A 25,469-nucleotide genomic window follows, 5' to 3' on the forward strand; every position below is an offset into this window, starting at 1 on the left:
TTAAACGCGTGCCCGCTTCACTGTTTTAAAGCGGCTTCGCTGGCGCCGCCGTGGCCGGAGCCTGGCACCAGTTATTGGCGGCCTTGATCCCACCGTCGGGCGACGTGTAGCCCAGGCACCCCAGAATCGTGTCGAACAGCTCAACGTGCCGGTGGGTTTTACCCACGCGCTGCTGGGCCTGCAGGCGTTCAAAATTGCTGCGGTTGCCAGGATCGGCCAGATACTTATCGGAAGCCCACACCATCATTGGCACGCGGAACTGCTCTGGCGGCGCCATCTCACGCGGCGTACCGTGCAGGTGCATATTCTCGCTGATGGACTCGCCGTGATCGGCGGCGTAGAACACAATGGCTTTTTTATCACGCAGCTGATCCAGCACGCTGTCTAACATGCTGTCCACGTACAAAATGGAGTTGTCATAGGCGTTAATCAGCTGCGCTTTGCTGCACGTCTCATCGACGCCCATACACTCGGGCTGATAGCGTGCAAAGCTACGCGGATAGCGCTGTGAGTACAGGTAATGCGACCCCTTGGTATGCAGCACCACTAAATGTTTGCCCTTGGGATAACGCTGCAGCGAGGCTTGCAGCTCCGGCACCAGCAGCATATCGTCCACGGCCTTGCCCTGGTTGCGCTTCTCTGAGCCAATCTGCTCGCGGAAAGAGAAGTTATTCACGTCGGCGTTATCATAGAACCAGACTTCGCTCTGCATGGCGAACAGCTCGGAGGTAAAACCGAGTTCTTTCATCACGGCAAACACATTCTGCTCTTTAAGCGTGCGGCCAGGATTATCCATGGTGCCGCCCTCACGCACAAACATGCAGCGCAGCGACAGCTTGGTGGCGGTATCGCACGATTCGCCGCGGAAGGCGACCAGGTTCTTCTCTTTCGAGAGCTTAGGCGTGGTATCGCGGTCATATCCCAACATGCCCATGTGATCCCAGCGAGTGGTTTCGCCGATCACAAACACCACGTAGGTGTCATCAAGGCCAGCGGGCGCCACGTAGGTGAATTTTTTTGCCGGGTCGAGCAGCGCCTTGCTGTCGATCTCCTCATCAATTTTTGTCCAGGTAAACAGCCCCAGCGCCGCAATCCAGTTAGAGGGCAGATAGGAGTGCGCGACCACGCCGCCGTAGCTGGGCAGGTCAATATTGGAAATCTCTTCGTTGGCTTTTTGCAGCTTGTCGAAATAGCGGATCGGCAGCCATACCAGCGCCACGCTCAGCAGCATAATCAACACGGGCTTGAGACGCTGCCCAGGCGTTTTAAGTTGTTCGACCAGCGTCATGCGCAGGCTGTTGCGCCAAATCATCAGCAGCGGCAGCGCGCTCACCAGAACCATCCACAGGATGAAATGCACGCCCACCACTTCTTTGGAAAGATCCATATCAGTGGTCATCACCGACGCGATAATGCCGTAGCCAATGACCACATTAAAGAAGGCCATGTAGTAAGCCGCCGCAACGGAAATAATCACCAGCAGACTGGCGATAATGCGGTAAAACCATTTTCCGCCCAGCGACAGCAAGCGCATCAGGAAGAAGGTCAGCAGCACAGCCGCCATCACTTCTGCGGCGGCAGAGAGCCAATTGGTGACAGTGGACTTGGTGAGAAAACCGTCGAATCGGCGGTAAAAGATGGGCAAATTCAATAAGATGCCGAGATAAAGCGCAAGCAATAACGACAGCTTTTGCTGCGTTAATGTTTTAATGTAATTCATCGAGTTATCAAGTCCTGAACTGGTGTCAATAAACCAACGCTAAATGTGACTGTTAAAACGCAGTAGAGTTCGTTGATCGTTGAGAAAAGCGTGAGGCAACCAGCAGGAACGGGACGATTCTGAACCGGAACGGCGGTAATGGCGCACGAGGGCCGATAGTAGAACATTTAACCAATGGCAAGGCCAGCGAATTATGCAGGGCGTCGCGGACAATAAAAAAGCGCCCGCAGGCGCTTGTTATCGATAAGCATTATGCGTTGATAATGTTCAGCGTTACATCAATGTTGCCGCGCGTGGCGTTTGAGTAAGGGCAAACAATGTGTGCCGCATCCACCAGCTTCTGCGCCTCTGCCGCGTCCATACCGGGCAGATGGATATTCAATTTCGCCTCGATACCAAAACCGGTAGGAATCGGACCGATGCCCACTTCACCCTCAATCCAGGCGTCTTTTGGCATGGTGATCTTATCGCGACCGGCAACAAACTTCATCGCGCCCAGGAAACAGGCGGAATAGCCCGCCGCAAACAGCTGTTCAGGGTTAGTGGCTTCGCCGCCAGCGCCGCCCATCTCTTTGGGTACGCCGAGCTTGACGTCCAGCACGTTGTCAGAGGAGGTGGCACGGCCATCACGGCCTCCGGTTGCTTTGGCTTTGGCAGTGTAAACAACTTTCTCTAAGGACATGAAACCCTCACTTATTCACTATATAATCGCGCGCTACGTTTAGCGCACATCCAATGATGCATTGACGATGCCGCCTTAGCAGCATCAATAACGTTAGCTGCTACGGTTGAGATTGTCGCGTAGCTGATCGAGCTGATGCTTCAATGCGCGGAGCGCGTCATCGTCGCAGGCCGTGGCGCACTGAATCGCCTCGGGAATACTGCTGGCACGCTCGCGCAGCGCCCGTCCCTCTTCCGTCAGCGTGACCACCACCTGACGCTCATCCTGCCGCGAACGCTGGCGGCGCAGCAGGTCGGCACTTTCCAGACGCTTTAGCAGCGGTGTCAGCGTCGCCGAGTCGAGAAACAGCTGCTCGCCAATCTCGGACACCGTCACATCATCCTGATTCCACAGCACCAGCATCACCAGATACTGTGGATAGGTGATCGATAAGTCCGCCAGCAGCTGGCGATAGACTTTATGCATCGCCAGGTTTGCCGAGTAGAGGGCAAAGCAGAGATGTTGATCAACCTGCAGTGGCATCCGCTTCACTTTTTTGTCATCTTTACTGTTCATAGGACTCAATATAAATAGCGCGCTAGATAATTGCAAGCAACTTTATTCCGGAGAGTGAAAAATGCGTGATTCACTGGAAGAACAAGCGCGCCGCTATGCCACTGAGGCACACGCTGCCTCAGGGCAGCGCCGCAAGTACACCGACGAGCCGTATATTGTGCATCCGGCTGCGGTGGTGGAACTGGTGCGCAGCGTCACCGATGATGACGCGATGCTGGCCGCCGCCTGGCTGCACGACATCGTGGAGGATACCTCCAACACGCTGCAGGATATTGAACGCCATTTTGGCGCACGCGTGGCGCAGCTGGTGGCAATGCTCACCGATAACGCGCAGCCAGCGGCAAAAAACCGCGTAGCGCGTAAGCTCGCGCACTTTCAGCACACCGCCGACGCCTCTCCCGACGCGCAAACCATCAAACTTGCTGACATCATCGACAATACGCGCGCCATTGTGCAGTACGATCCCGACTTTGCGCGCATCTATCTGGTGGAGAAAAAGATTCAGATTCAACTGCTGAAGCAGGGCAACCCCGCGCTATGGCAGCTGGCCAGCCAGAATATCGCCCAAGGGCTACATCAGCTTACTCAGCCACCGCACAACGTTCCGGCGAGCTGGTTTGATAAGCAGGCGGCGAAATACAGCGGGCTTCAGCCATAAAAAACCCGCCATCAAGGCGGGTGAGAACCGATTCGCTAAAGCGATCATTCGAGCAGCTGCCGGCCCAGATAAGGATTGGCCTGCAACAGCTTCATCAATTTGCGTGCCGTAGCGGATGGACGCGTACGCTGCGCCTCCCAGCTTTTCACCGATGAAACGCTCACCCCCATTACACGGGCAAATTCGTCCACCTGCATGCCGGTCATCTCACGTAAGCGCTGCGGCTCGGGAATTGAAACTTGATTGACTGAAATTTCTGATACGGAAGACGTGGCATCACGTGTCAAAACAATCTGCTCAAGACTACTAAGCAACTCGACCATTGGATCTTTAATTTCCATAGAGAACTCCTTAAAACTCACTATGAAGCACGTGAAAGTAAAGTAGAGAGGTAAGCGCCACCCGGCGCTGAAAACCGACCATGTCAGGCTGTATCCCGGAGCGGTTTAACCCTTGTTGTCCTGCCAGGCAGAACGGGCGTCTAGGCGAAATAAACCGTTGCGGGACACAGCCTGCTGCGCGTCGCAAAACATGCCTGTGCGATGCAATAATTGACCGGGACTTAATTATGGGACATATCTCAAACTTTGCAGCCCGATCCTTGATTATTTTTTATTCTTTACTTATGCCCTTGAGGCACAATCGCCATAAGTAACTGACCTGCGTGAACTTGCTGTCCGGCCTGACGATAAAAATACTGAATTTTTCCGCTTACCGGCGCCACAATCGGGATTTCCATCTTCATGGATTCAAGAATACCCACGGTATCACCCTCGTTGATCGCACTGCCTTCAGCCACCAGCCACTGCCACACGCTGCCAGCCACCTGACTCTCTACGCCGTGGCATCCCTCCGGCACTTCGAGGGTATCGCTGCTCTGCGCTTGCAGTTGGCTATCAAACGTAAACTGCCCGTCTGCCCGCCAGCGCGCCAGCTCCTGATCAAATGCCTGCTGACGCTGCTGCTGAAAAGCCTCGATAGCGGGTGCATCCGCTGCCAGCATCGCCTGGTAATCCGCCAGTCGAAACTCGCCGTGCTCCACCCGCAGCGGGTAATTGCCCCAGGGAAAGCGCTCGCGAATCGTCAGCAGCTCTGCGGCGCTCACCGGATAAAAGCGGATCTGATCAAAGAAGCGCAGCAGCCACGGCTGGATAAACTCCGCCGTCTGGCGATCGCGATTCCACATTTGCAGCGTGCGTCCCACAAACTGATAGCCCCCCGGCCCTTCCATGCCGTAGACGCACATATAAGCGCCGCCAATGCCCACCGAGTTTTCTGCCGTCCAGGTGCGCGCCGGGTTGTATTTGGTGGTCACCAGCCGATGACGTGGATCCAGCGGCGTGGCCACCGGCGCGCCAAGATAGACGTCGCCCAGCCCCATCACCAAATAGGCGGCCTCAAACACGGTGTTTTTTACCGCATCGATGTCAGCCAACCCGTTGATGCGACGAATAAATTCAATATTGCTTGGACACCAGGGCGCATCAGGCCGTACCGACTGCGTATAACGGGTGATGGCCTCGCGACAGGCATCGTCATCCCAGCTCAGCGGGAGCCACACGGTGCGAGAAGGCACCACGGCATCGCGTAAGTCACCCAGCGTCTTATCAGCGTGCAAAATGTGCGCCAACAGCTCGCTTCTCGCACACTGCCGCGCATCGAAATGCACTTGCAGTGAGCGGATCCCCGGCGTTAATTCCAGCTGTCCCGGCAGCGGATGCGCTTCCAGCCACTGCATCAGGGCATGCACCCGGAAGCGCAGGGCGATATCCAGCGTTAACTCACCGTATTCGATCAGCAGAAAACGGTCGCCCGCCGCGCGCACGGTCAGGGAGGGGCGTCCCGCCGCTGCATCATGGTGGTGCAAACGTGGATCGTGCAGGGGCAGCACGGGTGCCGTGTTAATGGGTTGAGGGTGCAGATGTGCGATCTCATCGCGCTGCGCCCGTGCCAATTGATCGGCCGCGTCCAGCGCGATCGGCACGAAGCGCACGCGATCCCCGGCTTTTAACTGCCCCAGCTTCCAGAGATCGGCGTCGATCACCGTGGCTGGACACACAAATCCACCCAGCGAGGGACCATCCGGTCCCAAAATCACCGGCATGTCGCCGGTGAAATCCACCGTACCGAACGCGTAAGCGTTGTCGTGAATATTCGAAGGATGCATCCCCGCTTCGCCACCATCGCTGCGTGCCCACGTCGGCTTCGGCCCCATAAGACGGATGCCGGTGCGGCTCGAGTTATAGTGCACCTGCCAGTCGGCCGCGAAGAAGGTGGCGATATCGTCATCGGTAAAGAACGTGGGCGCACCGTGCGGCCCATAAATGACGCGCAGCTCCCAAGTGCCGTTTAGCGCAGGCAGCAGCGCTTCAGGCAGTGCGGCGGTGGGCAGCAGCTGCGGGGCGGCAAGGTGCAGCACATCACCCGCGCGCAGCGCGCGCCCGGCGTGCCCGCCAAACTTACCCAGGGTAAAGGTGCTACGGCTGCCGAGGTAATGCGGTGTCTCCAGTCCACCCGCCAGCAGTAAATAGGTGCGGCAGCCGCGCTGAATCTCGCCCAGCGTGAGCGTTTGCCCAGCCTGCACGCTAATAATCTGATTCATCGCCAGCGGCTGCTCATCCAGCCGGGCGTCAATCACGCCGCCAGTCAGCACCACGCTGCACGGCTGATTAACGCGCAGCGTCGGGCCGCGCAGCGTGATCTCCAGCCCGGCGGCGTCCGCACTGTTGCCCAGCAGGCGATTACCCAGCTCGAACGCGCGACGATCAAACGGCCCGGAGGGCGGAACGCCCACGTGCCAGTAGCCCACGCGGCCCGGTGCGTCCTGTACCGTGGTCAGCGTACCGCCGCTCAGGATATCCACCGTTGGCGGCTGCCACGCCACCTCGCTCAGCGTGGCGGTAATAATGCGGCCTTGCCGGACCGCCGGCAGCGTGCAGAGATGGCGCAGCCACGCCAGATTGGTTTCGATACCGTACAGCGTGGTCTCAGCCAATGCCTGCGTCATGGCGTTCAGCGCCGCAAGGCGATCGGCGGCGTGCACCAGCATTTTTGCCAACATCGGATCGTAAAACGGCGAGACGTCCATGCCGCTCTCTACGCTGCTGTCGATGCGCAGCGTCGCCGCAGCCAGCGCCGTCGGAAACTGCACGTGGCTCAGCAGCCCGGCGCTGGGCTGAAACTGCTTCGCGGGATCTTCCGCGTAAAGGCGCACCTGAATCGCGTGGCCGCGCGCGCGCGGTTGCAGGCTCGCCAGCGGCGGCAGCTGCTGCTGCGCCAGCGCCACCATCCAGCGCACCAGATCCACGTCGTACACCATTTCGGTCACGCCGTGCTCGACCTGCAGGCGGGTGTTCACCTCCAGGAACCAGAATTGCTGGCTAAGGTCGTCAAACACATATTCCACGGTGCCCGCGCTGCGGTAGTTGACCGCCTGCGCCAGCCGCACTGCCGTCTCATGCAGTGCCGTGCGCACCGCCTCGCTCAGGCCAGGCGCGGGCGTCTCCTCCAGCACCTTTTGATTACGGCGCTGCGCTGAACAGTCGCGCTCCCCCAGCGCGATGGCGTTACCCGCACCGTCACCAAAAATCTGCACCTCAATGTGCCGAGCACGAGCGATGAACTTTTCCAAAAAAACGCCATCGTCGGCGAAATTATTACCCGCGAGGCGCTTCACGCGGGTAAAAGCGTTCTCAAGCTGCGCCGCATCGTCGCAGCGCTGCATGCCGATGCCCCCGCCGCCTGCGGTGCTTTTTAGCATCACCGGATAGCCAATCTCCGCGGCCTGCGCCCGCGCCTCGTCCAGCGAGGTCAGCAGTCCGCTGCCCGGCAGCAGCGGCACTGCATTTTGCTGCGCCAGCGCACGCGCTTCATGCTTGAGGCCAAACGCCGTCATCTGCGCGGCGGTCGGCCCGAGAAAATGCAGCCCGGCCGCTTCACAGCGCGTGACAAACGCCGGGTTCTCGCTCAAAAAGCCGTAGCCGGGATGAATCGCCTGGGCGCCCGATTCGGCGGCAATCGCCAGCAGCTTTTCTTGGTTGAGATAGGTATCACGTACCTGACCTTCGCCCAGCGACCAGGCCTCATCCGCCAGGCGGACGTGACGCGCCTGGCGATCGGCTTCGGCATACACCGCAATGGCGCGGATATTCATGGCTTTCAGGGTACGGATAATGCGCACGGCAATCGCGCCACGGTTGGCAATCAATACGCGATCAATCATGACTGAATACTCTCGTTGCGGCAGGTCGTCCTGCGCGGAACATGACGGTGGGTAACGGGTCGTCCCGTTGCGTCAATGCATTACCAGACGCTGACTAAAATCGGCGTTGGGTTATAACCGTTACAGGGGTTGTTGAGCTGCGGGCAGTTAGAGATCAGCACCAGAACGTTCATCTCAGCCACCATCTCCACGTATTTGCCCGGTGCAGAGATGCCGTCGGCAAACTGTAAGCCGCCGTCGTGCGTCACCGGCACGTTCATGAAGAAGTTGATGTTGTGGGTGATATCGCGGCGCGTAAGGCCATACTGCGGGTGCTGCGCCACCGCCAGCATCCAGCTGTCGCGGCAAGAATGCATCGCCCGTTTTTCCAGGTCATAGCGCACCGTGTTGCTCTCGCAGGAGCAGGCGCCGCCCAGCGTATCGTGCCGACCGCAGGTATCGGCGGTTAGGGTCAACATGACGCGATCGCGGTTAGAGCGCAGCACGCTGCCCGCTGTCAAAAAGACGTTGTGCTGACCGCGCAGCGTGTCGCTCATGCTGTAACGCTCGGCGGTGTCATCCGCATTAAAAAACAGCGTATCGGCAGCCTGATTGCCCTCCAGATCGGTGATGCGCAGCGTCTGTCCGGCGGCGATGCGGTGCAGCCAGTAATCACCGGCGTCTATCTGCTGTTGAAAGGCCGCCTGCGCAGGCTGTAAGGCACTCTCTTTGATCATCACGCTTCCTCCTTCAGTTGATACAGCGCGTTGTTGCGCAGGCCGCGCTGATTTTCCGCGCGCGTCAGGCACGCCGCAGAGAGCGGAGCACGTCGCGCATCCAGCGTGAGCTGCAGCGGCGCGCGTGGATAGTCGCCTGCGGGGGTCAGCGGATGGGGGCACGTATGCAGCACCACCAGCGTATCCATGGCAAAACGCAGCCGCACCTCGGCGCCGGCGGCACCCTGCCGTTCACGCTGTAGCGTGCCGTTATCGTCGGCGCGGACCTGGGCAAAAAGATTGAGGCATGCGGCCACGTCGCGCTGGCCTAACCCATATTTCGCCAGCTCAACAAGAAAACTGTCGTAGCCGTTTTGATGGCGTTCATTGCGTGCCTGCTGATAGCGGGAGTCACCGAAGCGTTCAGCCGTCTGCGTCGCGTTCAGCGTGCCGCAGACGCTCTCATGCCAGCCGAAACTGTCGTGCTCAATGCCGCAAAAAATGCGTCCCATGTCGGAATAGAGGCAGTGGCCCGCCGTGAGGCGAAAGGTATGCTGGCACTTCAGGGTATCGGGCGCGTTATAGCGCTCCAGCAGGTTTTCTGGGTTGTAAAACAGCATGCCGACGTTGGCACCGCCCTGCACGTCGGTCAGCGTGAGTGCGGTACCGCTGCGCATCACAAATGACCAGTGCGATCCTGCGGGCAGCAGGGTTTGATAGCTTTGCATTGCGTTCTCCTTCAGGCCACCTGCGACGCGGCGCGCAGCACAGCCTCAGGCTGTGCGCGATCCAGCGGCAGGTCGTAAGTGATGGTGGCGCCCCAGGCGTGCGGGGCATGCGGATCGTGACGCAGCTTGTCGAACACCAGCAGGCGTGACGCCAGGCTGAATCCCTCTTTCAAGTCGTGGGTGATCATAAAAATGGTGAGCTTGTGCTGCTGCCAGAGCGTACTGATCAGCTGATGCATCTCACTGCGGATGCCCGGATCGAGCGCACCAAACGGCTCATCCAGCAGCAAAATGCGCGGCTGCTTCATCAGCGCCTGTGCCAGCGCCAGCCGCTGCTGCATGCCGCCGGAAAGCTGATGAGGATATTTGCTTTGCGCGTGTTCCAGCCCCACCTGCGCCAGCATCGCCTGCGCGCGCTGGCGGATGGCCTGCCGACGACGCCCCCAGACGCGGCCCAGCCAGCGCGCCGCCGTGAACTCCTCCGCCAGCATCACGTTGCCCAGCACCGTGAGATGGGGAAACACCGAGTAGCGCTGAAACACCACGCCGCGCTGCGCATCCGGCTCATCGCGTATCGGCGCGCCATCCAGCAACAGCGCCCCTTTGCTGGGCGACTCGGTGCCCAGCAGCATATTCAGGAAGGTGGTTTTGCCGCAGCCGGAGGCACCGACAATCGCCACAAACTCCCCCTCTTCGACGTTCAGCGTGAGCCGCTCCAGCACCACTTGGTCGCCGTAGTGTTTTTCCAGATTTTTCAGTTGCAGCAGGGGCATGGCTGGCTCCTTATTGTGCGTGATACCACGGCCAGCAGCGGCGGCTTATCAGCCGCAGTAGCAGGTCGAGCATGAAGGCCAGCAGCGCGATCCACGCCACGTAAGGCAGAATGACGTCCATCGCCAGATAGCGGCGCATCAGAAAGATGCGGTAGCCAAGCCCCTCGGTGGCGGCGATGGCTTCTGCGGCAATGAGAAATAGCCAGGCTGAGGCCAGCGACAGGCGCACCGCGTCAAACAGGCGCGGCATCAGCTGCGGCAGGATCACCCGCCACAAGATCTGCGCGCTGTGGGCGCCCAGGGTTTGCGCTTTCACCAGCTGTTCACGCGGAATTTTCTGCACCTGGAGCTGAAGGTCGCGCGCAATCAGCGGCGTAATACCGACGATAATCAGCACCACTTTCGACACTTCGCCCAGCCCAAAACAGATAAACAGAATCGGCAGGATCGCCAGCGGCGGCACCAGCGCAAACAGCGTCACCAGCGGTGCCAACACCGCGCGCACCACCGGCAGTGCGCCGGTGAACAGGCCAATCGCCAGCGCCAGCACTGCGCTAATGAGCACCCCGCTTAACAAGCGCAGCAGACTGGCGGCGGTATCGCTCCACAGCAGATACTCACCGGTGCGCGGACTGGGTTGAAACGCCATGCGACTGATGGCATCGCCCATGGCGTTAAAGCCCGGCAGCAGCTTATCCGCCGCGTTCACGCTAAGGCGCGCATCCGAGGCGAACAGGTAGATCAGCAGCAGCGCCACCAGCGGCAAGATCCCGAGCAGCAGCCGGCTCGATGCCACCGGTTGCGCATTAATCAATTTACGCATCGGCTTTGCCTCCGTTACAGCTGCCCGGCGGCGGCCATTTTGGTGTACGCGTCGGTAAAGCGCAGTTTGAGGTTATTGGCATCGCCCCAATTCCCGGCAGGCGTCGAGACGCCCACGGCGTCGGCACCGGGCGCGCCCTCACCCAGCAAGCCGTGCTTAAAGGAGAACTCGGCGACCATCTGCATGGTGGCCTTGAGCTGCGGGCTGTCGATAAAATCGAGCGTGGTTTTGGCATCGCTGAACAGGTGGGTCGCGGCAATCTGCTGATCAAACCCCGCCAGATCGGTGCCGGAAGCCTGTGCCATTTGGCTGCGCGCGGCTTTGGCGCTGTCGCTGTTGCCTGACATCGCCTGCAGTGTTTCATACCAGGCGCCAGTCAACGCTTTGCCCAGCTGCGGGTATTTATTGAGCGTGGCGGTGTTGACCACCAGCAGATCGAGGATTTCGCCAGGAATTTGCGCCGATGAAAAGATGAGGTGGCTATCAGGCTGTTTTTCCGCTTCGGCCAGCAGCGGATTCCAGGTGACGATGGCGTGCACATCTTGGGTGCCAAAGGCCGCCACCAGATCGGCGTCGGCGGTGTTCACCACTTTCACGTCTTTCTCACTCATGCCCGATTTTTCCAGCGCGCGCGCCAGCAAATAGTGCGAGACCGAGAGTTCCACCAGATTAATGGGCTTGCCTTTCAGTGACGCAACGTTGCCTGCCCCTTTGAGCAAAATGCCGTCGTTGCCGTTGGAGTAGTCGCCGACGATAAGCGCGGTGCTGTCGACACCGCCGGTGGCCGGAATGGTCAGCGCATCCATGTTGGTCATGGTGCAGCCGTCGAATCCGCCAGCGGTGTACTGATTCACCGACTCGATATAGTCGTTAACCTGCACAAATTGGATGGAGATGCCGTATTTATCGGCCCACTTTTTGATAATACCGCTCTGCTGTGCGTAGTCCCACGGCATCCAGCCCGCGTAAATCGACCAGCAAATCTTGAAAGCAGGTTTGTCAGCGGCGAGCGTGTTGACGCTGAATAACGCGACGCTGCACAGCAACAGCAGGCGAAGGCAGGCTTTGAACATGATGATTCCTCTGGCGTTAACGAACAAAAAAGCAGGAGGCGGCGAGCACATTTCTCGCTTTCCTCCCGGGCTTTTTTCCCGCCGTGTAACCGTCAGAGAACGGTCGGTCACTCTCGGACCAGCATCTCGCGACCGGAACCCTAGTGACCCATTGCAAATTGTTTGGCGACCCGGTTGCCCGCTATCGCTCCTGCATCTGCGTTAAGCCATTCAAAATGGATGCCAATCTGCTATCTCACTGAAATCATGCTAAAAGCCGAAGACCGTGTGTCCGCGCTGGCGCCGCGCTGCACATTTATGCAGCAGTGGCGCACCACGCTGGCGCAGCCAGGTGACGCGTCTCTCCGCGCTTGCCCGCGCTGAAAAAAAATTTATCACGACTTTTCAGATTGTTAATGGATGTATCGCGCCTGCCTGGTCCGAACCAATTAAAAATTGGTTCGCTTCTTGCCTGATTGGTTCATCCCCTTGCGGCCTTACGGTGGCGGCAAGCTCATCTTCAGCACGCGTGAACAGGCGATACCGCATGAGTGACGTACCCGACAACGCCCGTAACTCCAGCTCCGCGCTGGAGCAGCTACGACAGCTGATTTCACAGCACGAGCAGCAGCCCGACCGCGCGCTCCCCACCGAACGCGAACTCGCGGAGCGCTTTGGCGTCGGCCGCCGCGAGATCCGTCGGGCGCTGGACGTGCTGGAAGAGGAAGGCCGTATCTGGCGGAAACAGGGCAAAGGCACGTTTGTCGGGCCCGCCGCTCCGGTGCAACCCCTGATGCTGCACGCCCTGCCGCAGCAGTCGAATCTGCTGGAGGTAATGGAAGCCCGTCTGCAACTGGAGCCGGGACTGGCGCATCTCGCCGCCCTGCGCGCCAGTAAAGAGCAAATCGCGCTGATGCAGCGGCTACTGGAACGCATGCAGGGTATTCGCGCGGCGGAGGATGGCGATCAGCATGAGCTGTGGGACAGCGCCTTTCATCGCGCCATTGCGGAGGCCGCGGGCAATCGCCTGATGCTCGGCCTGTTTGACGCGATAGATGCGGTGCGCCGCGATCCCGGCTGGCAGCATCTGCGCGATGAAGCGCGCACGCCCGCGCGCCTCAACGCCTACGACCATCATCATCTTCGGCTGGTGCAGCACATTGCACAGCGTCAGCCCGAGCAGGCCGCCGCCGCCATGCGCGAACACCTGACGGCGCTGCAACAGGCCATGACGGAAGCGCTCCATAGCCCACAGGAGGAAACCCCTTGAACACCGAACCGATCTTCACGGTGCGCCAGCTGCGCGTGCAGTTTCACGGCTCGCCCGTTCCGGTGCTGGACGATATTTCGCTGTCGCTGCACGCCGGTGAAACCCTGGCGCTGGTGGGCGAATCCGGCTGCGGTAAAAGTATTACTTCGTTGACGCTGATGGGCCTGCAACCCAAAGGCGCCAACGTAACGCAGGGTGAGATGACCTTTGCAGGACACAATTTACGCACCCTGAGCGCGGGCGACTACGCCAGCCTGCGCGGCAACCAGCTGGCGATGATCTTTCAGGAGCCGATGACCTCACTCAATCCCGCTTTTACCTTGGGCGATCAGCTGAGTGAGGCGGTGATGCGTCACCGCCGCGTCAACCGTCGCACCGCGCGCGACGCGGCCCTCGCCATTCTGCAAAAAGTGCAAATTCCGGCGGCGGAGATGCGTCTTAACGCTTATCCGCATCAGCTCTCCGGCGGCATGCGTCAGCGCGTGATGATTGCTATGGCGCTGATCAACCACCCTAAGCTGCTGATCGCCGATGAGCCGACCACCGCGCTCGACGTCACCATTCAGGCGCAAATTCTGGCCCTGCTCAACACCCTGAAGCAGGAGACGGGCACCGCCGTGCTGATGATCACGCACGACCTTGGCGTAGTGGCCGACGTGGCGCAGCGCGTAGCGGTGATGTACGCGGGGCAGGTGGTAGAGAGCGGCAGCGTCACCGCCCTGTTCCACGATCCCCAGCACCCTTACACCATTGGGCTCATGGCCTCTATTCCCTCGCTTGGCGCGCGCCACGGCGCGCTGGCGACCATTCCCGGTCAGGTGCCGCTGCCGGAGCAGATGCCCGCGGGCTGCCGCTTCGCTACCCGCTGCCCCTTTGCCGAGGCGCGCTGCCATCAACAGCGTCCGCCGCTGCGCGCGCTGCAGCCCGATCATCAGGTCGCCTGCTTTCGCGCGCCGCTGGAGCAGCATGTCACCTCAGGAGCCTGCGCATGAAACCGATTCTGGAATGCCGCGATTTAAGCAAAACCTTTGCCGGACCGCCGCGCCTGTTCACGCGCAATCGTGGCGTTACCGCCGTCGACCGCGTGTCGCTCTCGGTCATGCCGGGAGAAACGTTGGCGATCGTCGGCGAGTCCGGCTCCGGCAAATCTACGCTGGGTCGCCTGCTGCTGCGCCTGTTGCAGGCCAGCGCGGGGGAAGTGCTCTATCAGGGGGAAAGCATTACTGCGGCCAGCGGTGTACGCCTTAACGCGCTACGCCGAGAGTTACAGATTATCTTTCAAGATCCCTTTGCCTCCCTGAATCCCCGCATGACGGTGCAGGACATTATTGGCGAACCGCTGTGGCTGCATGACACGCTGAGCCGCGATGCGCGCCGGGCGCGCGTGGCCGAGCTGCTGCGCACCGTGGGTCTGCCTGACGCCTGGGCCACGCGCTACCCGCACGAATTTTCCGGCGGCCAGCGCCAGCGCATCGGCATCGCGCGCGCCCTTGCCTCGCAGCCCAGGTTACTGCTGGGTGACGAGCCGGTGTCAGCGCTGGACGTCTCGGTGCAGGCGCAGGTGGTCAACCTGCTGGAAGATCTTAAGCAGCAATTTGGTCTGACGCTGATTATCGTGGCGCACGGGCTGGCGGTGATCCGCCACATGAGCGACCGCGTGGCGGTGATGTACCTCGGCCAAATCGTCGAGGTGGCGAGCGTGGACGATATTTTTGATGCGCCGCTGCACCCTTATACCCAGGCGCTGATCGCCTCTGCGCCGCAGATGCAGCCCGGCGTGGAACGCACGCTGCCGATGCTGCAGGGCGATCTGCCCAACCCCGCCCAGCCGCCCGCCGGCTGCCGTTTCCATACCCGCTGCCCGTGGGCCACCGCCGACTGCCGCCAGTTTGAACCGATACAGCAGGTGCTGGAGAACGGTCGGCGCATTGCCTGCCACCGCTGGCAGGAGATCAACCGTGACCGCAGCGTGATTGTGATTGCGCCGCCGTCGGACGCCTTTTTACGTCGCCGCGCGCTGTTTGAGCAGGCGGTACATCAACATGCCTCTTCTGGGGAGATCTGTCCGTGAAAAAAGCCCGCGTTACGTTACTTACCGCCCTGAGCGGCCTGCTGTTACTCGGCGCCAGTGCGCAAAGCCACGCCGAAAGAGTGATCCGTATTGGCCTCGGTGCCGACCCGGATATGCTCGATCCGCATTTGGCCCGCACCTATTACGGCCGTTTTGTGTTTGCCGCGCTGTGCGACCGCCTGGTGGACGTGGATGCCCACCTCAACGTGGTGCCCGGCCTCGCGACCCGCTGGGCCTGGAGCGATGAAGGGAAAACCCTGACGCTCGACCTGCGCGAAGGCGTGACCTTCCACGACGGCGAAAAATTTGACGCCAACGCGGTGAAGTTCAACCTGGAACGTGCGCTAACCCTGCCGGGTTCGCTGCGCAAAAGCGAAATCTCCTCCATCGACAGCATTGAGGTGACGGGGCCGCTGCAGGTCAAACTGCACCTGAAAAACGCCGATGCCGCGCTGCTGAGCCAGCTCACCGATCGGGCGGGTGCCATGCTGGCCCCTGAAGCGGCCAAAAAAGCGGACTTTGCCGCTCATCCGGTGTGCTCTGGCCCCTATAAGTTTGCCAGCCGCGTGCAGCAGGATCGCATTGTGCTCACGCGCTTCGAGCAGTACTGGAACAAAGCCGATTACCACTTTGATAAGGTGATTTTCCTGCCGATTCCGGACGCTTCCGTGCGCCTGGCGAATCTGCGAGCGGGCGATCTGGATCTCACCGAAGGCGTGGCGGCGAGCGATGTGAAGACCGTGGAGCAGGACAGCAAGCTGGCGCTGGCGAAGGTCACCGGCCTCGGCTATCAGGGCATCACCTTTAACATCAACAACGGTAAGGTCGATGCCAACAGCCCGCTGAAAGACGCGCGGGTACGTGAAGCGTTTTCGCTGGCCATCGATCGCGACGCCCTCAATCAGGTGGCTTTTGAAGGGCAATACGCGCCCGCCAATCAGGCCTTTTCGCCGGTCAGCCCCTATCACGTCCCGCTGCCGGTAGCCGCGCGCGACGTGGAGAAAGCCAAAGCACTGCTCAAGGCGGCGGGCGTCACCACGCCGCTCTCGCTGACGCTGCTGGTCACCAATAATCCGACCGCACAGCAGGTTGGCCAGGTGATCCAGGCGATGGTGAGCGAAGCGGGCTTTAACCTGAATCTGCAAATGAGCGAATTTGCGACGCTGCTGGATCGTCAGCAGCGCGGCGACTACCAGCTCAGCCTGTCGGGCTGGTCGGGACGCCCCGATCCTGATGGCAGCATTTACGCCTTTATCAATAGCAAGGGCGCGCTAAACGATGGCCATTACAGCAATCCGCAGGTGGACAACTGGCTGAACGCGGCGCGCCTGACTAACGATCGGGCCGCGCGCCAGGGGTTTTACACCCAGGTTGTGAACCAACTGCAAACCGACATGCCGATTGCCTACCTCTACTTTGAGCCGCGCATCTTTGGCATGACGAAGAAACTCCAGGGCTTTACGCCGTGGCCGGATGGGCTGGTGCGTCTGGCTGGCGTCAGCCTCGCGCCGTAACCCCTCGGAGAGCGACCATGCTGGAACTGATTGTAAAACGCCTGCTGTTGGCAATCCCCACGCTGCTGCTGGTGAGCATCATGGTGTTTGCCCTGCAAAAGCTGCTGCCGGGCGATCCCGTGCTGGCCATGGCGGGCGAGGAGCGCGATCCCGCGGTTATCGCCCAACTGCGCGCCGAGTACCATCTGGACGATCCGCTGCCCACGCAATATCTGGCGTGGGTCGGCAACGCGCTGCACGGCGATTTGGGGATGTCGTTGCGTACCAAAACGCCCGTCACGTCGCTGATTGCCAGCAAGCTGCCGGTGACGCTCGAACTGTCGCTGCTGGCGATGCTGATCGCGCTGGCGATTGGCATCAGCATGGGCATTGTCGCCGCGGTACGCAAAGACAGCTGGATCGACCATACCACCAACGTGGTGGCGCTCTCGGGCATCTCTGTGCCGCACTTTTGGCTAGGGATCCTGCTGATTATGCTGTTTTCCGTGCACCTGCGCTGGCTGCCCGCCTCGGGCTTCGTGCCGCTCAGCGAGGACGTGATGCAGAACCTGAAAACGCTGCTGCTGCCCGCGCTGGTGCTGGGCAGCGGCCTGGCTGCCACGCTGATGCGCCATACCCGCGCCGCCATGATCGGTGTGCTACAGGCGGATTACATTCGCACCGCCCGCGCCAAAGGCTTGCTACCGCCGCGCGTGGTGCTGAAACACGCCCTGCGCAATGCCCTGATGCCGATAGTGACGCTGACGACGCTGCTGTTTGGCGAACTGCTCGGCGGGGCGGTGCTCACCGAGCAGGTCTTTACCCTGCCCGGCTTCGGCAAGATGATCGTCGATGCGGTGTTTAATCGCGATTACGCCGTGGTGCAGGGCGTCGTGCTGGTGGTGGCCATCGGCTTTCTACTGCTGAATTTGCTGGCCGACGTACTGTATGTGTTGATCAACCCGAAAATGCGAGGCTAATCATGAGCGAGGTATTCACCACCGGGACACTCGCCGCTGCACCCCGTTCACGGCATCGGGTACTGAAAAAGTTTCTGCGCAATAAAAGCGCCGTGATTGGGGCGGCGATTGTGCTGCTGTTTGTGGCCATCGCGCTGTTGGCACCGTGGCTGGCGCCCGCCGACCCGCTGAAAGCCAACTTTCTGGCGGTGCGTAAAGCGCCTTCAGCGCTGTACTGGCTTGGCACCGATGAACTGGGCCGCGATATGCTGTCCCGCCTGATGTGGGGCGCACGCACGTCGCTGCTGGCGGGCTGTATCTCGGTGCTGATCGCCATTTTCATTGGCGTGCCGCTCGGGCTCATTGCCGGTTACTGGCAAGGCTGGTGCGATGGGCTGATTTCGCGCGTGATCGAAGCGCTACTGGCCTGTCCGTTTCTGATTCTCGCCATTGCGCTGGGGGCGTTTCTTGGCCCCAGTTTGTCCAATGCGATGATCGCCATTGGCCTCTCCGCGATGCCGATCTTCGCGCGCCTGACGCGCGGCCAGGTGATCGCCATTCGCCACGAAGAGTATATCGACGGCGCCCGCGCCATTGGTTTGCCCGACCGCTGGATTATCCTGCGTTATGTCTTACCGAACGTGCTATCGCCCATTCTGGTACAGGCCACGCTGGCGATTGCCTCCGCCATTATCACCGAGGCCAGCCTGTCATTTCTGGGCTTAGGCCAGCAGCCGCCTTCGCCTTCGTGGGGCGCTATGCTGAATACGGCCAAAGGCTTCCTGGAACAGGCTCCGTGGATGTCGATCTTCCCCGGCCTGGCAATCTTTCTCACCGTGCAGGGATTTAATCTGCTGGGTGACGGCCTGCGCGATGCGCTCGACCCGCGCAATGACTCACAGTAAGGAACGATTATGAGTGAACTGGATTACCACGTCAGCTATGCCTCACATCGCGTGCCGATGATGGGCCGCAATGCCATTGCCACCTCGCAGCCGCTGGCGGCGCAGGCAGGCATGCGCATGCTGCAGCAGGGCGGCAATGCGGTAGACGCCGCCATCGCCAGCGCCATGGCGCTGACAGTGCTGGAGCCCACCGGCAACGGCATCGGCAGCGACGCCTTTGCCCTGGTCTGGGATGGCCAAAAGCTACACGGCCTGAACGCCTCTGGCCGCGCGCCGGCCGCGTGGTCACCGCAGCGCTTCGCTGGCCTCTCGGCGATGCCCGAAATTGGCTGGGAAGCGGTGACCGTGCCCGGCGCAGTCTCGGCGTGGGTCGCGCTGGCCGAACGTTTCGCGACTCTGCCGCTCACGACGCTGGCGCAGCCCGCCATTGACTATGCGCGCGACGGATTTCCCGTCTCGCCGCTGATTGCCACGCTGTGGCAGCGCGGCTACAACAAGCTGCACCAGCAGCCCGGCTTTGCTGACTGTTTTGCGCCCACAGGCCGACCGCCGCGCGCCGGGGAGATCTACCGTAATCCGGCGCAGGCAGCGACGCTGCAAAAAATCGCCGACACGCGCGGTGAGGCCTTTTACCGCGGCGAGCTGGCGCAGCAGATGGTGGCGTTTGCGGAACAGCACGGTGCGGCGCTGAGTCTCGCCGACCTGCACAATCACCGCGTTGATTGGGTCGAGCCGCTCTCATGTCCGTTTGCGGGCGGATCGGTGCAGGAGCTGCCGCCCAATGGGCAAGGCATTGCGACGCTGATTGCGCTGGGCATTCTGGAGCAGTGGGATATTGGCCGCTATCAGCCCGATTCAGCACCGTGGCTGCACCTGTGCATTGAAGCGATGAAGCTGGCGCTGGTGGATCTCGACCGCTACGTCAGTGATTACGATCACCTCGAATTCCCGGCAGAGCTGCTGCTGAGCGAGCGCTATTTGCAGCAGCGCGCGCAGCTGATCGATCCCGACCAAGCCGGTGATTTTACCTTCGGTTCACCGCAGCAGAGCGGCACGGTGTATCTCGCCACCGGCGACGCCAATGGCATGATGGTGTCATTCATCCAGTCTAACTACATGGGGTTTGGTTCCGGCATCGTCGTACCGGATACCGGCATCAGCCTGCAAAATCGCGGCTGTGGCTTTTCACTCGACCCACAGCACCCCAACGTGGTGGCGGGCGGCAAGCGACCGCTGCACACCATTATTCCCGCCTTCGCGCGCGATGCGCGCGGCCAGCCGCTGATGTCGTTTGGCGTGATGGGCGGCCCGATGCAGGCGCAAGGCCACGTACAGATGGCGCTGCGTATCATGCAGCACAAACAGAACCCGCAGGCGGCCATCGATGCGCCGCGCTGGCGCGTGGTGCAGGGGCGCGAGGTGGTGGTAGAAACCGGCATCGACCGCAACGTGCTCGCCAAACTGCGTGAGATGGGGCATGCCATTACGCTGGAGGACCCGCTGCTGGGCTATAACTTCGGTGGCGCGCAGGCCATCGTGCGGGACGAACAGGGTTTCTATATTGCCGCCACGGAAAGCCGTAAGGACGGGCAAGCGCTGGTGTTTTAATTTGCCCGGCGCGCCCGTTGTACACGCCAGACCATTGCACTATCCTTGAGGACCCTTTTCGTTAAAATCTTCCTGAATAATTCGCGCTGCATCACGGCGACAACGCGGAAATCCCGGCGGCTGAACGTCTTCAACCGCCGGGCAGTGTCCGGTTGGCGCGCGGCTGAAGTATGAAAGGAAACGGCCATTATCACAGGAGTTGAATTATGGCGTCAGGTCTCTCTCGCATCTGGATGCGTACCGGCATGCTGATGATCGGTGCACTGGTTGCGCTGCAACTTACCGCTTGTGGCGATAAAGAAGGCGAGCAGCGCAAAGCCTTTACCGATTTCCTGCAAAACACCGTGATGCGCAGCGGTCAGCATCTGCCCAGTTTGAGCGAAAATCAGAAACAGACGTTCGGTAACTACGCGGGCGACTATGCGATCCTGTACGGCTTCTCGCAGCAGGTGAATCAGGCCGTTGAACAAGGCATGCGTCCCGTGGTCGATGAGCTGGCGGCGATTCGCGTGCCGCAGGATTATCTGACGCGCCGCGACAGTCTGCGCCAGGCGAGCGGCAACCTGAGCGTGCTGACCCAGCAAATTCAGAGCGCAAAAATGCAGGCGGACAGCAGCAAAGCCGCGCTTAAGCAGCCAGATGATGTGAAAAAAGTGTATGACAGCGTGTACGAGAAAGTGGTGACGCAGCCTGCCAGCACGCTGCTGCCGCTGCTGCCGAAACTGCAGGCGCTGAGCCAGACCGCGGTACAGACTGGCGATTACTTGCAGTCGCAGGGTGCACGCGTGACCTTTAACGATAGCGGCGTGCAGTTCCCTACCCAAGAGCAGGCAACGCAGTACAACAGCTTGATGAGCGATCTCTCCAATAATGCGCAAACGCTGTCTCAGGCGCAGAATGCGGTCCAGGGCGGACTGTAAGCGTTGGGTGCAGGCGTTGAATAGGCAACCTTCGGGTTGCCTTTTTTATGCGCGCGTTATCGCCGCTTCACGTTGCTGACAGCGCGCGTTGCCCTGTAGCGAAGAGAGTGTGATCTGGCGCATTTATGACCAAAAATATTTTGTGACCTTTATCACATTTACGTTATAAACCCGCCCTCTGAAACTGTGATTAACATCACGTAACTCTGCCGTAATGGGTGTTTTTTTGTACACATTACGCGGTTTTGGCGCCTTTTATGTGATCAATGTCACTTTATATCCCCCTTAGCACCCCGTGTTTATGTGACACAAATCACACTTTATCCAGACGCTACGCAGGCCTATAAACTAGTGCTAGAGTCCGCGTGCATACAGTAATGCCACGGCCCCCGCCGTAACGTCTCAAACAAAAACAAACGCGCGCTCTTATTGCAGCGCGTCTCAATAAGGGGTGGGTTTATGTCCTCATCAGTCAAGGTCAAGGTTCAGAGCTTTGGTCGCTTTCTGAGTAACATGGTGATGCCTAACATCGGTGCGTTTATCGCCTGGGGTATCATCACAGCGCTGTTCATTCCAACCGGATGGATCCCGAACGCCACGCTGGCCAAACTGGTCGGCCCGATGATCACTTATTTGCTGCCGCTGTTGATTGGCTTTACCGGCGGACGCTTAGTGGGTGGCGATCGTGGCGGTGTGGTGGGTGCGATCACCACCATGGGCGTGATTGTCGGTGCCGATATGCCGATGTTCCTCGGCGCGATGCTGGCCGGTCCGCTGGGCGGCTGGGCCATCCGCGCGTTTGACCGCGCCGTTGACGGCAAGATCAAAAGCGGCTTCGAGATGCTGGTCAACAACTTCTCGGCGGGCATCATCGGTATGCTGCTGGCGCTGCTGGCCTTTATGGCTATTGGCCCGCTGGTGGAAGGACTGTCACACGGTTTGGCGGCCGGCGTAAACCTGATGGTGCAGAACAACCTGCTGCCGCTGACCTCCATTTTCGTTGAGCCCGCGAAGATTCTGTTCCTGAACAACGCCATCAACCACGGCATCTTCTCGCCGCTGGGGATTCAGCAGGCGAGCGAAGCCGGTAAATCCATCTTCTTCCTGATCGAGGCTAACCCCGGTCCTGGCATGGGCGTGCTGGTGGCCTACATGATTTTTGGTCGCGGTAGCGCCAAACAGTCTGCAGGCGGTGCCGCCATCATTCACTTCCTCGGCGGTATCCACGAAATTTACTTCCCGTATGTGCTGATGGCACCGCGTCTGCTGCTGGCTGTGATCCTCGGCGGTATGACCGGCGTGTTCACCCTGACCGTGCTGCACGGCGGCCTGGTATCACCTGCCTCGCCGGGTTCTATCCTCGCGGTGCTGGCGATGACGCCAAAAGGCGCTTACTTCGCCAATATTGCAGCCATTGTCGCCGCCTTCGCGGTCTCCTTCGTGGTGTCGTCGATTCTGCTGAAAACCAGCAAAGCGAAAGAAGGCGACGATATCGAAGCGGCAACGCAGCGCATGCACGACATGAAAGCGCAGTCAAAAGGCCAGAGCGCAGGCGGCACGCCAGCCGTCACCGATGCCAACAGCGTGGACGTGAGCCATGTGCGCAAAATCATCGTGGCCTGCGACGCCGGTATGGGCTCCAGCGCCATGGGCGCAGGCGTACTGCGTAAAAAAGTGCAGGACGCGGGCCTGAGCAGCATCTCCGTGACTAACAGCGCCATTAACGCGCTGCCGGGCGATGTCGATCTGGTGATTACGCACCGCGATCTCACCGAACGTGCCATTCGCCAGGCGCCGCATGCCCAGCACATTTCGCTGAGCAATTTCCTCGACAGCGCGCTGTACAGCAACCTGACCGAACGGCTCGCCGCGGCCAACCGCAGCGAAGCGCACCGCACCGCCGTGCAGACCACGCTCGGCGACAGCTATGACGACGGCAGCGCGAATCTGTTTAAAATGGGGCCAGACAATGTGTTCCTGAATCTGAGCGCGACGCACAAAGAGCAGGCTATCCGCTTTGCCGGTGAGCAGCTGGTGAAAGGCGGCTATGTGCAGCCCGAGTACGTGGACGCGATGCTGGCGCGTGAAAAACTGACGCCAACCTATCTCGGCGAGTCGATTGCCGTGCCGCACGGTACCGTAGAAGCCAAAGATCGTGTGCTGAAAACCGGCGTGGTGTTCTGTCAGTATCCGGCTGGCGTGCAGTTTGGCGACGAGCCGGATGACATTGCCCGCCTGGTGATCGGTATTGCCGCGCGCAACAACGAACACATTCAGGTGATCACCAGCCTCACCAACGCACTGGACGACGACAGCGTGATTGAGAAGCTGGCGCACACTACCCGCGTCGAGGACGTGCTGGAACTGCTGTCAGGCAGCACAGCCAAAGCCTGACGCACCGCGTTATTTTCCCCGGGGCGGGCAAGCCCGTCCCCTGTTTTGGGGCGGACATGCCCGCCCTTTCGCTATTTGATATGGGTCAACTTTATGAAAGCGTTACATTTTGGAGCCGGAAACATCGGTCGCGGCTTTATCGGTAAACTGCTGGCAGACGCCGGCATTGAGCTGGTGTTTGCGGACGTAAATCAGGTCGTGCTCGATGCCCTTAACGCCCGTCATGAATATCCGGTTCGCGTGGTGGGCGAGCAGGCGAACGTTGAAATCGTACGCGGCGTCAGCGCCATCAACAGCACCAGCGACGCGGTGATGACCCACGTGGCCGAAGCCGATCTCGTGACGACCGCCGTCGGGCCGCAGATTCTGGAGCGTATTGCCAGCGGCATCGCGCAAGGTCTGATTAAACGTCACGAGGCGGGTAACACCCGTCCACTGAATATCATTGCCTGTGAAAACATGGTGCGCGGCACCAGCCAGCTAAAACAGCACGTCTTCAAAACCCTGCCCGCATCGTCTCACGCGTGGGTTGAGCAGCACGTTGGCTTCGTGGATTCCGCCGTTGACCGCATCGTGCCCCCTTCGGAAGCGGGCAGCAGCGATCCACTGGAAGTTACGGTTGAAACCTTCAGCGAGTGGATTGTGGATAAAACCCAGTTTGTGGGCACCCCGCCGAGCATTCCCGGCATGGAGCTGACCGATAACCTGATCGCGTTCGTGGAGCGCAAGCTGTTTACCCTGAATACCGGCCACGCCATCACGGCTTACCTCGGTCAACTGGCGGGCCACGCCACCATTCGTGAGGCGATTCTGGATGCCAAGGTGCGTGCTGTGGTGCAGGGTGCCATGCACGAGAGCGGCGCGGTGCTGATTCAGCGCTACGGGTTTGATGCCGAAAAGCACGCGGCCTATATCCAAAAAATCCTGACGCGCTTTGAAAACCCCTACCTGAAAGATGACGTTGAGCGCGTGGGCCGCCAGCCGCTGCGTAAACTGAGCGCGGGCGATCGCCTGATAAAACCGCTGCTGGGCACGCTGGAGTACCAGCTGCCGCACGACAACCTGGTGCAAGGCATTGCCGCCGCGATGCACTACCGCAGCGAAGCCGATCCCCAAGCGCAAGAGCTGGCCGCACTGCTGGCGGAAAACGGCCCGCAGACCACGCTGGCAAAGATCTCTGGCCTGGCAGCCGACAGTGAAGTGGTGTCCTCAGTGGTGAGCGCTTACCACGCTATGGCATAATGCGCGCCCTATAAGCGAAACCCGGGCGCGGTGCACGCCGCGCCCGTTGGCGGTATCAGAACGATGCAGGCAATAATGGAAGAGAAGCAGGCTTTTGAAAACCGGGTGCTTGAGCGCCTGAACGCCGGTCGTTCGGTGAGAAGCTTTCTGATCGCCACCCTCGACCTGCTGGCTGAAGCGGTGAACCTGCTGGTGCTCCAGGTTTTTCGCAAAGACGATTACGCCGTGAAGTACGCGGTAGAGCCGTTGCTGCTGGGCGATGGTCCGCTGGGTGAGCTTTCGGTGCGTTTGAAGCTGGTTTACGGCCTTGGCATCCTCAGTCGACACGAGTATGAAGATTGCGAGCTGCTGCTGGCGCTGCGCGAAGAGTTGAATCACGACTCAACCGAGTACCGCTTTACCGATGACGAGATTCTCGGACCGTTCCGGGAGTTGCACTGCGTGCTGGCTTGGCCGCCTCGCCCTGACTTCACGCAGGATGATGAGGCGCTGCGCAGCATGCAGCAGCAGCGCTACTTACAAATGGTGCGCTCTACCATGGTGCTGTCGCTGACCGAGCTGATTGCGCGCATTTCCCACAAGCAGGCGTTTAAAAAACCCGGCCTCGAACCGCGCTAACACCCGCTTTTACAGCGCCAGGCGTCAATAGCATCGCCTCTTCGCTGCCAGGCCGCGCCAATTTGATGTATCCTTTGCCTG

22 protein-coding genes and 1 riboswitch are annotated in these 25,469 nt (G+C 60.2%); of the genes, 12 read left to right on the forward strand and 10 right to left on the reverse strand.

The window, feature by feature from the left end; translation table 11 throughout:
* Positions 1-25 precede the first annotated feature (25 nt).
* From eptB to LU196_RS16855, 3 genes are all read right to left on the reverse strand, one after another.
* Positions 26-1,720: a kdo(2)-lipid A phosphoethanolamine 7''-transferase gene (gene eptB / locus LU196_RS16845; RefSeq protein WP_232760668.1), complete on the reverse strand. Its 1,695-nt coding sequence runs from the start codon at positions 1,718-1,720 to the stop codon at positions 26-28.
* A 250-nt stretch (positions 1,721-1,970) separates the two neighbouring features.
* The gene (locus LU196_RS16850) at positions 1,971-2,402 is read right to left on the reverse strand and encodes an organic hydroperoxide resistance protein (protein ID WP_232760669.1); all 432 of its coding nucleotides are present in this window, start codon (positions 2,400-2,402) and stop codon (positions 1,971-1,973) included.
* Positions 2,403-2,495: 93 nt separating this feature from the next.
* Positions 2,496-2,957 carry a MarR family winged helix-turn-helix transcriptional regulator gene (locus LU196_RS16855; protein ID WP_232760670.1) on the reverse strand — a complete coding sequence of 154 codons (462 nt, stop codon included), beginning with the start codon at positions 2,955-2,957 and terminating at the stop codon, positions 2,496-2,498.
* Positions 2,958-3,018: 61 nt separating this feature from the next.
* Here LU196_RS16855 and LU196_RS16860 point away from each other — a divergent pair, with 61 nt between their 5' ends.
* Positions 3,019-3,615, forward strand: a complete 597-nt coding sequence (locus LU196_RS16860) for an HD domain-containing protein (RefSeq protein ID WP_232760671.1) — start codon at positions 3,019-3,021, stop codon at positions 3,613-3,615.
* Between the two features lie 44 nt (positions 3,616-3,659).
* Here LU196_RS16860 and LU196_RS16865 read toward each other — a convergent pair whose 3' ends face one another.
* The 7 genes from LU196_RS16865 to LU196_RS16895 form a co-directional block, all read right to left on the reverse strand.
* Entirely contained in the window at positions 3,660-3,956 is a 297-nt protein-coding gene (locus LU196_RS16865; RefSeq protein WP_232760672.1) for an HTH-type transcriptional regulator, read from the reverse strand.
* A gap of 278 nt (positions 3,957-4,234) precedes the next feature.
* A complete protein-coding gene (uca, locus tag LU196_RS16870) occupies positions 4,235-7,837 on the reverse strand; it encodes an urea carboxylase (RefSeq protein WP_232760673.1) in 3,603 nt (1,200 codons plus the stop codon).
* Positions 7,838-7,917: 80 nt separating this feature from the next.
* A complete protein-coding gene (locus tag LU196_RS16875) occupies positions 7,918-8,553 on the reverse strand; it encodes an urea amidolyase associated protein UAAP2 (RefSeq protein WP_232760674.1) in 636 nt (211 codons plus the stop codon).
* Positions 8,553-9,260 (reverse strand): urea amidolyase associated protein UAAP1, encoded by a 708-nt coding sequence (locus LU196_RS16880; protein WP_232760675.1) that lies wholly within the window; start codon positions 9,258-9,260, stop codon positions 8,553-8,555. The genes LU196_RS16875 and LU196_RS16880 overlap by 1 nt, the downstream gene beginning before the upstream one ends.
* 11 nt (positions 9,261-9,271) lie before the next feature.
* On the reverse strand, positions 9,272-10,033 hold the full coding sequence (locus tag LU196_RS16885; protein ID WP_232760676.1) for an ATP-binding cassette domain-containing protein: 762 nt from the start codon (positions 10,031-10,033) through the stop codon (positions 9,272-9,274).
* 10 nt (positions 10,034-10,043) lie between these two features.
* Complete coding sequence (locus LU196_RS16890; RefSeq protein WP_232760677.1) at positions 10,044-10,856, reverse strand: ABC transporter permease; 813 nt, start codon at positions 10,854-10,856, stop codon at positions 10,044-10,046.
* A gap of 14 nt (positions 10,857-10,870) precedes the next feature.
* A complete protein-coding gene (locus LU196_RS16895; RefSeq protein WP_232760678.1) occupies positions 10,871-11,929 on the reverse strand; it encodes a putative urea ABC transporter substrate-binding protein in 1,059 nt (352 codons plus the stop codon).
* Between the two features lie 60 nt (positions 11,930-11,989).
* Positions 11,990-12,084: riboswitch (guanidine-I (ykkC/yxkD leader) on the reverse strand.
* A 371-nt stretch (positions 12,085-12,455) separates the two neighbouring features.
* On the opposite strand from LU196_RS16895, the gene LU196_RS16900 reads away from it, so the two are divergent.
* The 11 genes from LU196_RS16900 to LU196_RS16950 all read left to right on the forward strand — a co-directional run bounded on the left by LU196_RS16900 (position 12,456) and on the right by LU196_RS16950 (position 25,388).
* The gene (locus LU196_RS16900; RefSeq protein WP_232760679.1) at positions 12,456-13,178 is read left to right on the forward strand and encodes a FadR/GntR family transcriptional regulator; all 723 of its coding nucleotides are present in this window, start codon (positions 12,456-12,458) and stop codon (positions 13,176-13,178) included.
* Positions 13,175-14,170: an ABC transporter ATP-binding protein gene (locus LU196_RS16905; RefSeq protein ID WP_232760680.1), complete on the forward strand. Its 996-nt coding sequence runs from the start codon at positions 13,175-13,177 to the stop codon at positions 14,168-14,170. The genes LU196_RS16900 and LU196_RS16905 overlap by 4 nt, the downstream gene beginning before the upstream one ends.
* Positions 14,167-15,249 carry an ABC transporter ATP-binding protein gene (locus LU196_RS16910; RefSeq protein ID WP_232760681.1) on the forward strand — a complete coding sequence of 361 codons (1,083 nt, stop codon included), beginning with the start codon at positions 14,167-14,169 and terminating at the stop codon, positions 15,247-15,249. The genes LU196_RS16905 and LU196_RS16910 overlap by 4 nt, the downstream gene beginning before the upstream one ends.
* Positions 15,250-15,290: 41 nt before the next feature.
* Complete coding sequence (locus LU196_RS16915) at positions 15,291-16,763, forward strand: ABC transporter substrate-binding protein (protein WP_232760786.1); 1,473 nt, start codon at positions 15,291-15,293, stop codon at positions 16,761-16,763.
* A gap of 17 nt (positions 16,764-16,780) precedes the next feature.
* The gene (locus LU196_RS16920) at positions 16,781-17,722 is read left to right on the forward strand and encodes an ABC transporter permease (protein ID WP_232760682.1); all 942 of its coding nucleotides are present in this window, start codon (positions 16,781-16,783) and stop codon (positions 17,720-17,722) included.
* A gap of 2 nt (positions 17,723-17,724) precedes the next feature.
* Positions 17,725-18,606, forward strand: coding sequence for an ABC transporter permease (locus tag LU196_RS16925; protein ID WP_232760683.1), 882 nt, complete (start codon positions 17,725-17,727; stop codon positions 18,604-18,606).
* Between the two features lie 9 nt (positions 18,607-18,615).
* Positions 18,616-20,214, forward strand: coding sequence for a gamma-glutamyltransferase family protein (locus LU196_RS16930; RefSeq protein WP_232760684.1), 1,599 nt, complete (start codon positions 18,616-18,618; stop codon positions 20,212-20,214).
* Positions 20,215-20,420: 206 nt separating this feature from the next.
* A complete protein-coding gene (locus LU196_RS16935; protein WP_232760685.1) occupies positions 20,421-21,134 on the forward strand; it encodes a DUF3053 domain-containing protein in 714 nt (237 codons plus the stop codon).
* Positions 21,135-21,593: 459 nt separating this feature from the next.
* On the forward strand, positions 21,594-23,528 hold the full coding sequence (locus LU196_RS16940) for a PTS mannitol transporter subunit IICBA (protein WP_232760686.1): 1,935 nt from the start codon (positions 21,594-21,596) through the stop codon (positions 23,526-23,528).
* 93 nt (positions 23,529-23,621) lie between these two features.
* Positions 23,622-24,770 (forward strand): mannitol-1-phosphate 5-dehydrogenase, encoded by a 1,149-nt coding sequence (gene mtlD, locus LU196_RS16945; RefSeq protein WP_232760687.1) that lies wholly within the window; start codon positions 23,622-23,624, stop codon positions 24,768-24,770.
* Positions 24,771-24,833: 63 nt separating this feature from the next.
* Positions 24,834-25,388, forward strand: coding sequence for an MltR family transcriptional regulator (locus tag LU196_RS16950; protein WP_232760688.1), 555 nt, complete (start codon positions 24,834-24,836; stop codon positions 25,386-25,388).
* The last annotated feature ends 81 nt before the right edge of the window (positions 25,389-25,469 follow it).

Origin of the sequence: Pantoea sp. Mb-10, from assembly GCF_021272205.1 — a bacterium.
In the GTDB taxonomy this organism is placed as follows: Bacteria; Pseudomonadota; Gammaproteobacteria; order Enterobacterales; family Enterobacteriaceae; genus Pantoea.

Bases quoted from the DNA above. Each gene is read 5' to 3' on its own strand.
- LU196_RS16880 (WP_232760675.1), bottom strand. From the start codon at position 9,260: ATGCAAAGCTATCAAACCCTGCTGCCCGCAGGATCGCACTGGTCATTT.
- LU196_RS16940 (WP_232760686.1), top strand. From the start codon at position 21,594: ATGTCCTCATCAGTCAAGGTCAAGGTTCAGAGCTTTGGTCGCTTTCTG.
- LU196_RS16920 (WP_232760682.1), top strand. From the start codon at position 16,781: ATGCTGGAACTGATTGTAAAACGCCTGCTGTTGGCAATCCCCACGCTG.
- LU196_RS16855 (WP_232760670.1), bottom strand. From the start codon at position 2,957: ATGAACAGTAAAGATGACAAAAAAGTGAAGCGGATGCCACTGCAGGTT.
- LU196_RS16850 (WP_232760669.1), bottom strand. From the start codon at position 2,402: ATGTCCTTAGAGAAAGTTGTTTACACTGCCAAAGCCAAAGCAACCGGA.
- LU196_RS16930 (WP_232760684.1), top strand. From the start codon at position 18,616: ATGAGTGAACTGGATTACCACGTCAGCTATGCCTCACATCGCGTGCCG.
- LU196_RS16875 (WP_232760674.1), bottom strand. From the start codon at position 8,553: ATGATCAAAGAGAGTGCCTTACAGCCTGCGCAGGCGGCCTTTCAACAG.
- LU196_RS16890 (WP_232760677.1), bottom strand. From the start codon at position 10,856: ATGCGTAAATTGATTAATGCGCAACCGGTGGCATCGAGCCGGCTGCTG.
- LU196_RS16860 (WP_232760671.1), top strand. From the start codon at position 3,019: ATGCGTGATTCACTGGAAGAACAAGCGCGCCGCTATGCCACTGAGGCA.
- LU196_RS16895 (WP_232760678.1), bottom strand. From the start codon at position 11,929: ATGTTCAAAGCCTGCCTTCGCCTGCTGTTGCTGTGCAGCGTCGCGTTA.
- LU196_RS16935 (WP_232760685.1), top strand. From the start codon at position 20,421: ATGGCGTCAGGTCTCTCTCGCATCTGGATGCGTACCGGCATGCTGATG.
- mtlD (WP_232760687.1), top strand. From the start codon at position 23,622: ATGAAAGCGTTACATTTTGGAGCCGGAAACATCGGTCGCGGCTTTATC.
- LU196_RS16910 (WP_232760681.1), top strand. From the start codon at position 14,167: ATGAAACCGATTCTGGAATGCCGCGATTTAAGCAAAACCTTTGCCGGA.
- LU196_RS16885 (WP_232760676.1), bottom strand. From the start codon at position 10,033: ATGCCCCTGCTGCAACTGAAAAATCTGGAAAAACACTACGGCGACCAA.
- uca (WP_232760673.1), bottom strand. From the start codon at position 7,837: ATGATTGATCGCGTATTGATTGCCAACCGTGGCGCGATTGCCGTGCGC.
- eptB (WP_232760668.1), bottom strand. From the start codon at position 1,720: ATGAATTACATTAAAACATTAACGCAGCAAAAGCTGTCGTTATTGCTT.
- LU196_RS16900 (WP_232760679.1), top strand. From the start codon at position 12,456: ATGAGTGACGTACCCGACAACGCCCGTAACTCCAGCTCCGCGCTGGAG.
- LU196_RS16865 (WP_232760672.1), bottom strand. From the start codon at position 3,956: ATGGAAATTAAAGATCCAATGGTCGAGTTGCTTAGTAGTCTTGAGCAG.
- LU196_RS16950 (WP_232760688.1), top strand. From the start codon at position 24,834: ATGCAGGCAATAATGGAAGAGAAGCAGGCTTTTGAAAACCGGGTGCTT.
- LU196_RS16925 (WP_232760683.1), top strand. From the start codon at position 17,725: ATGAGCGAGGTATTCACCACCGGGACACTCGCCGCTGCACCCCGTTCA.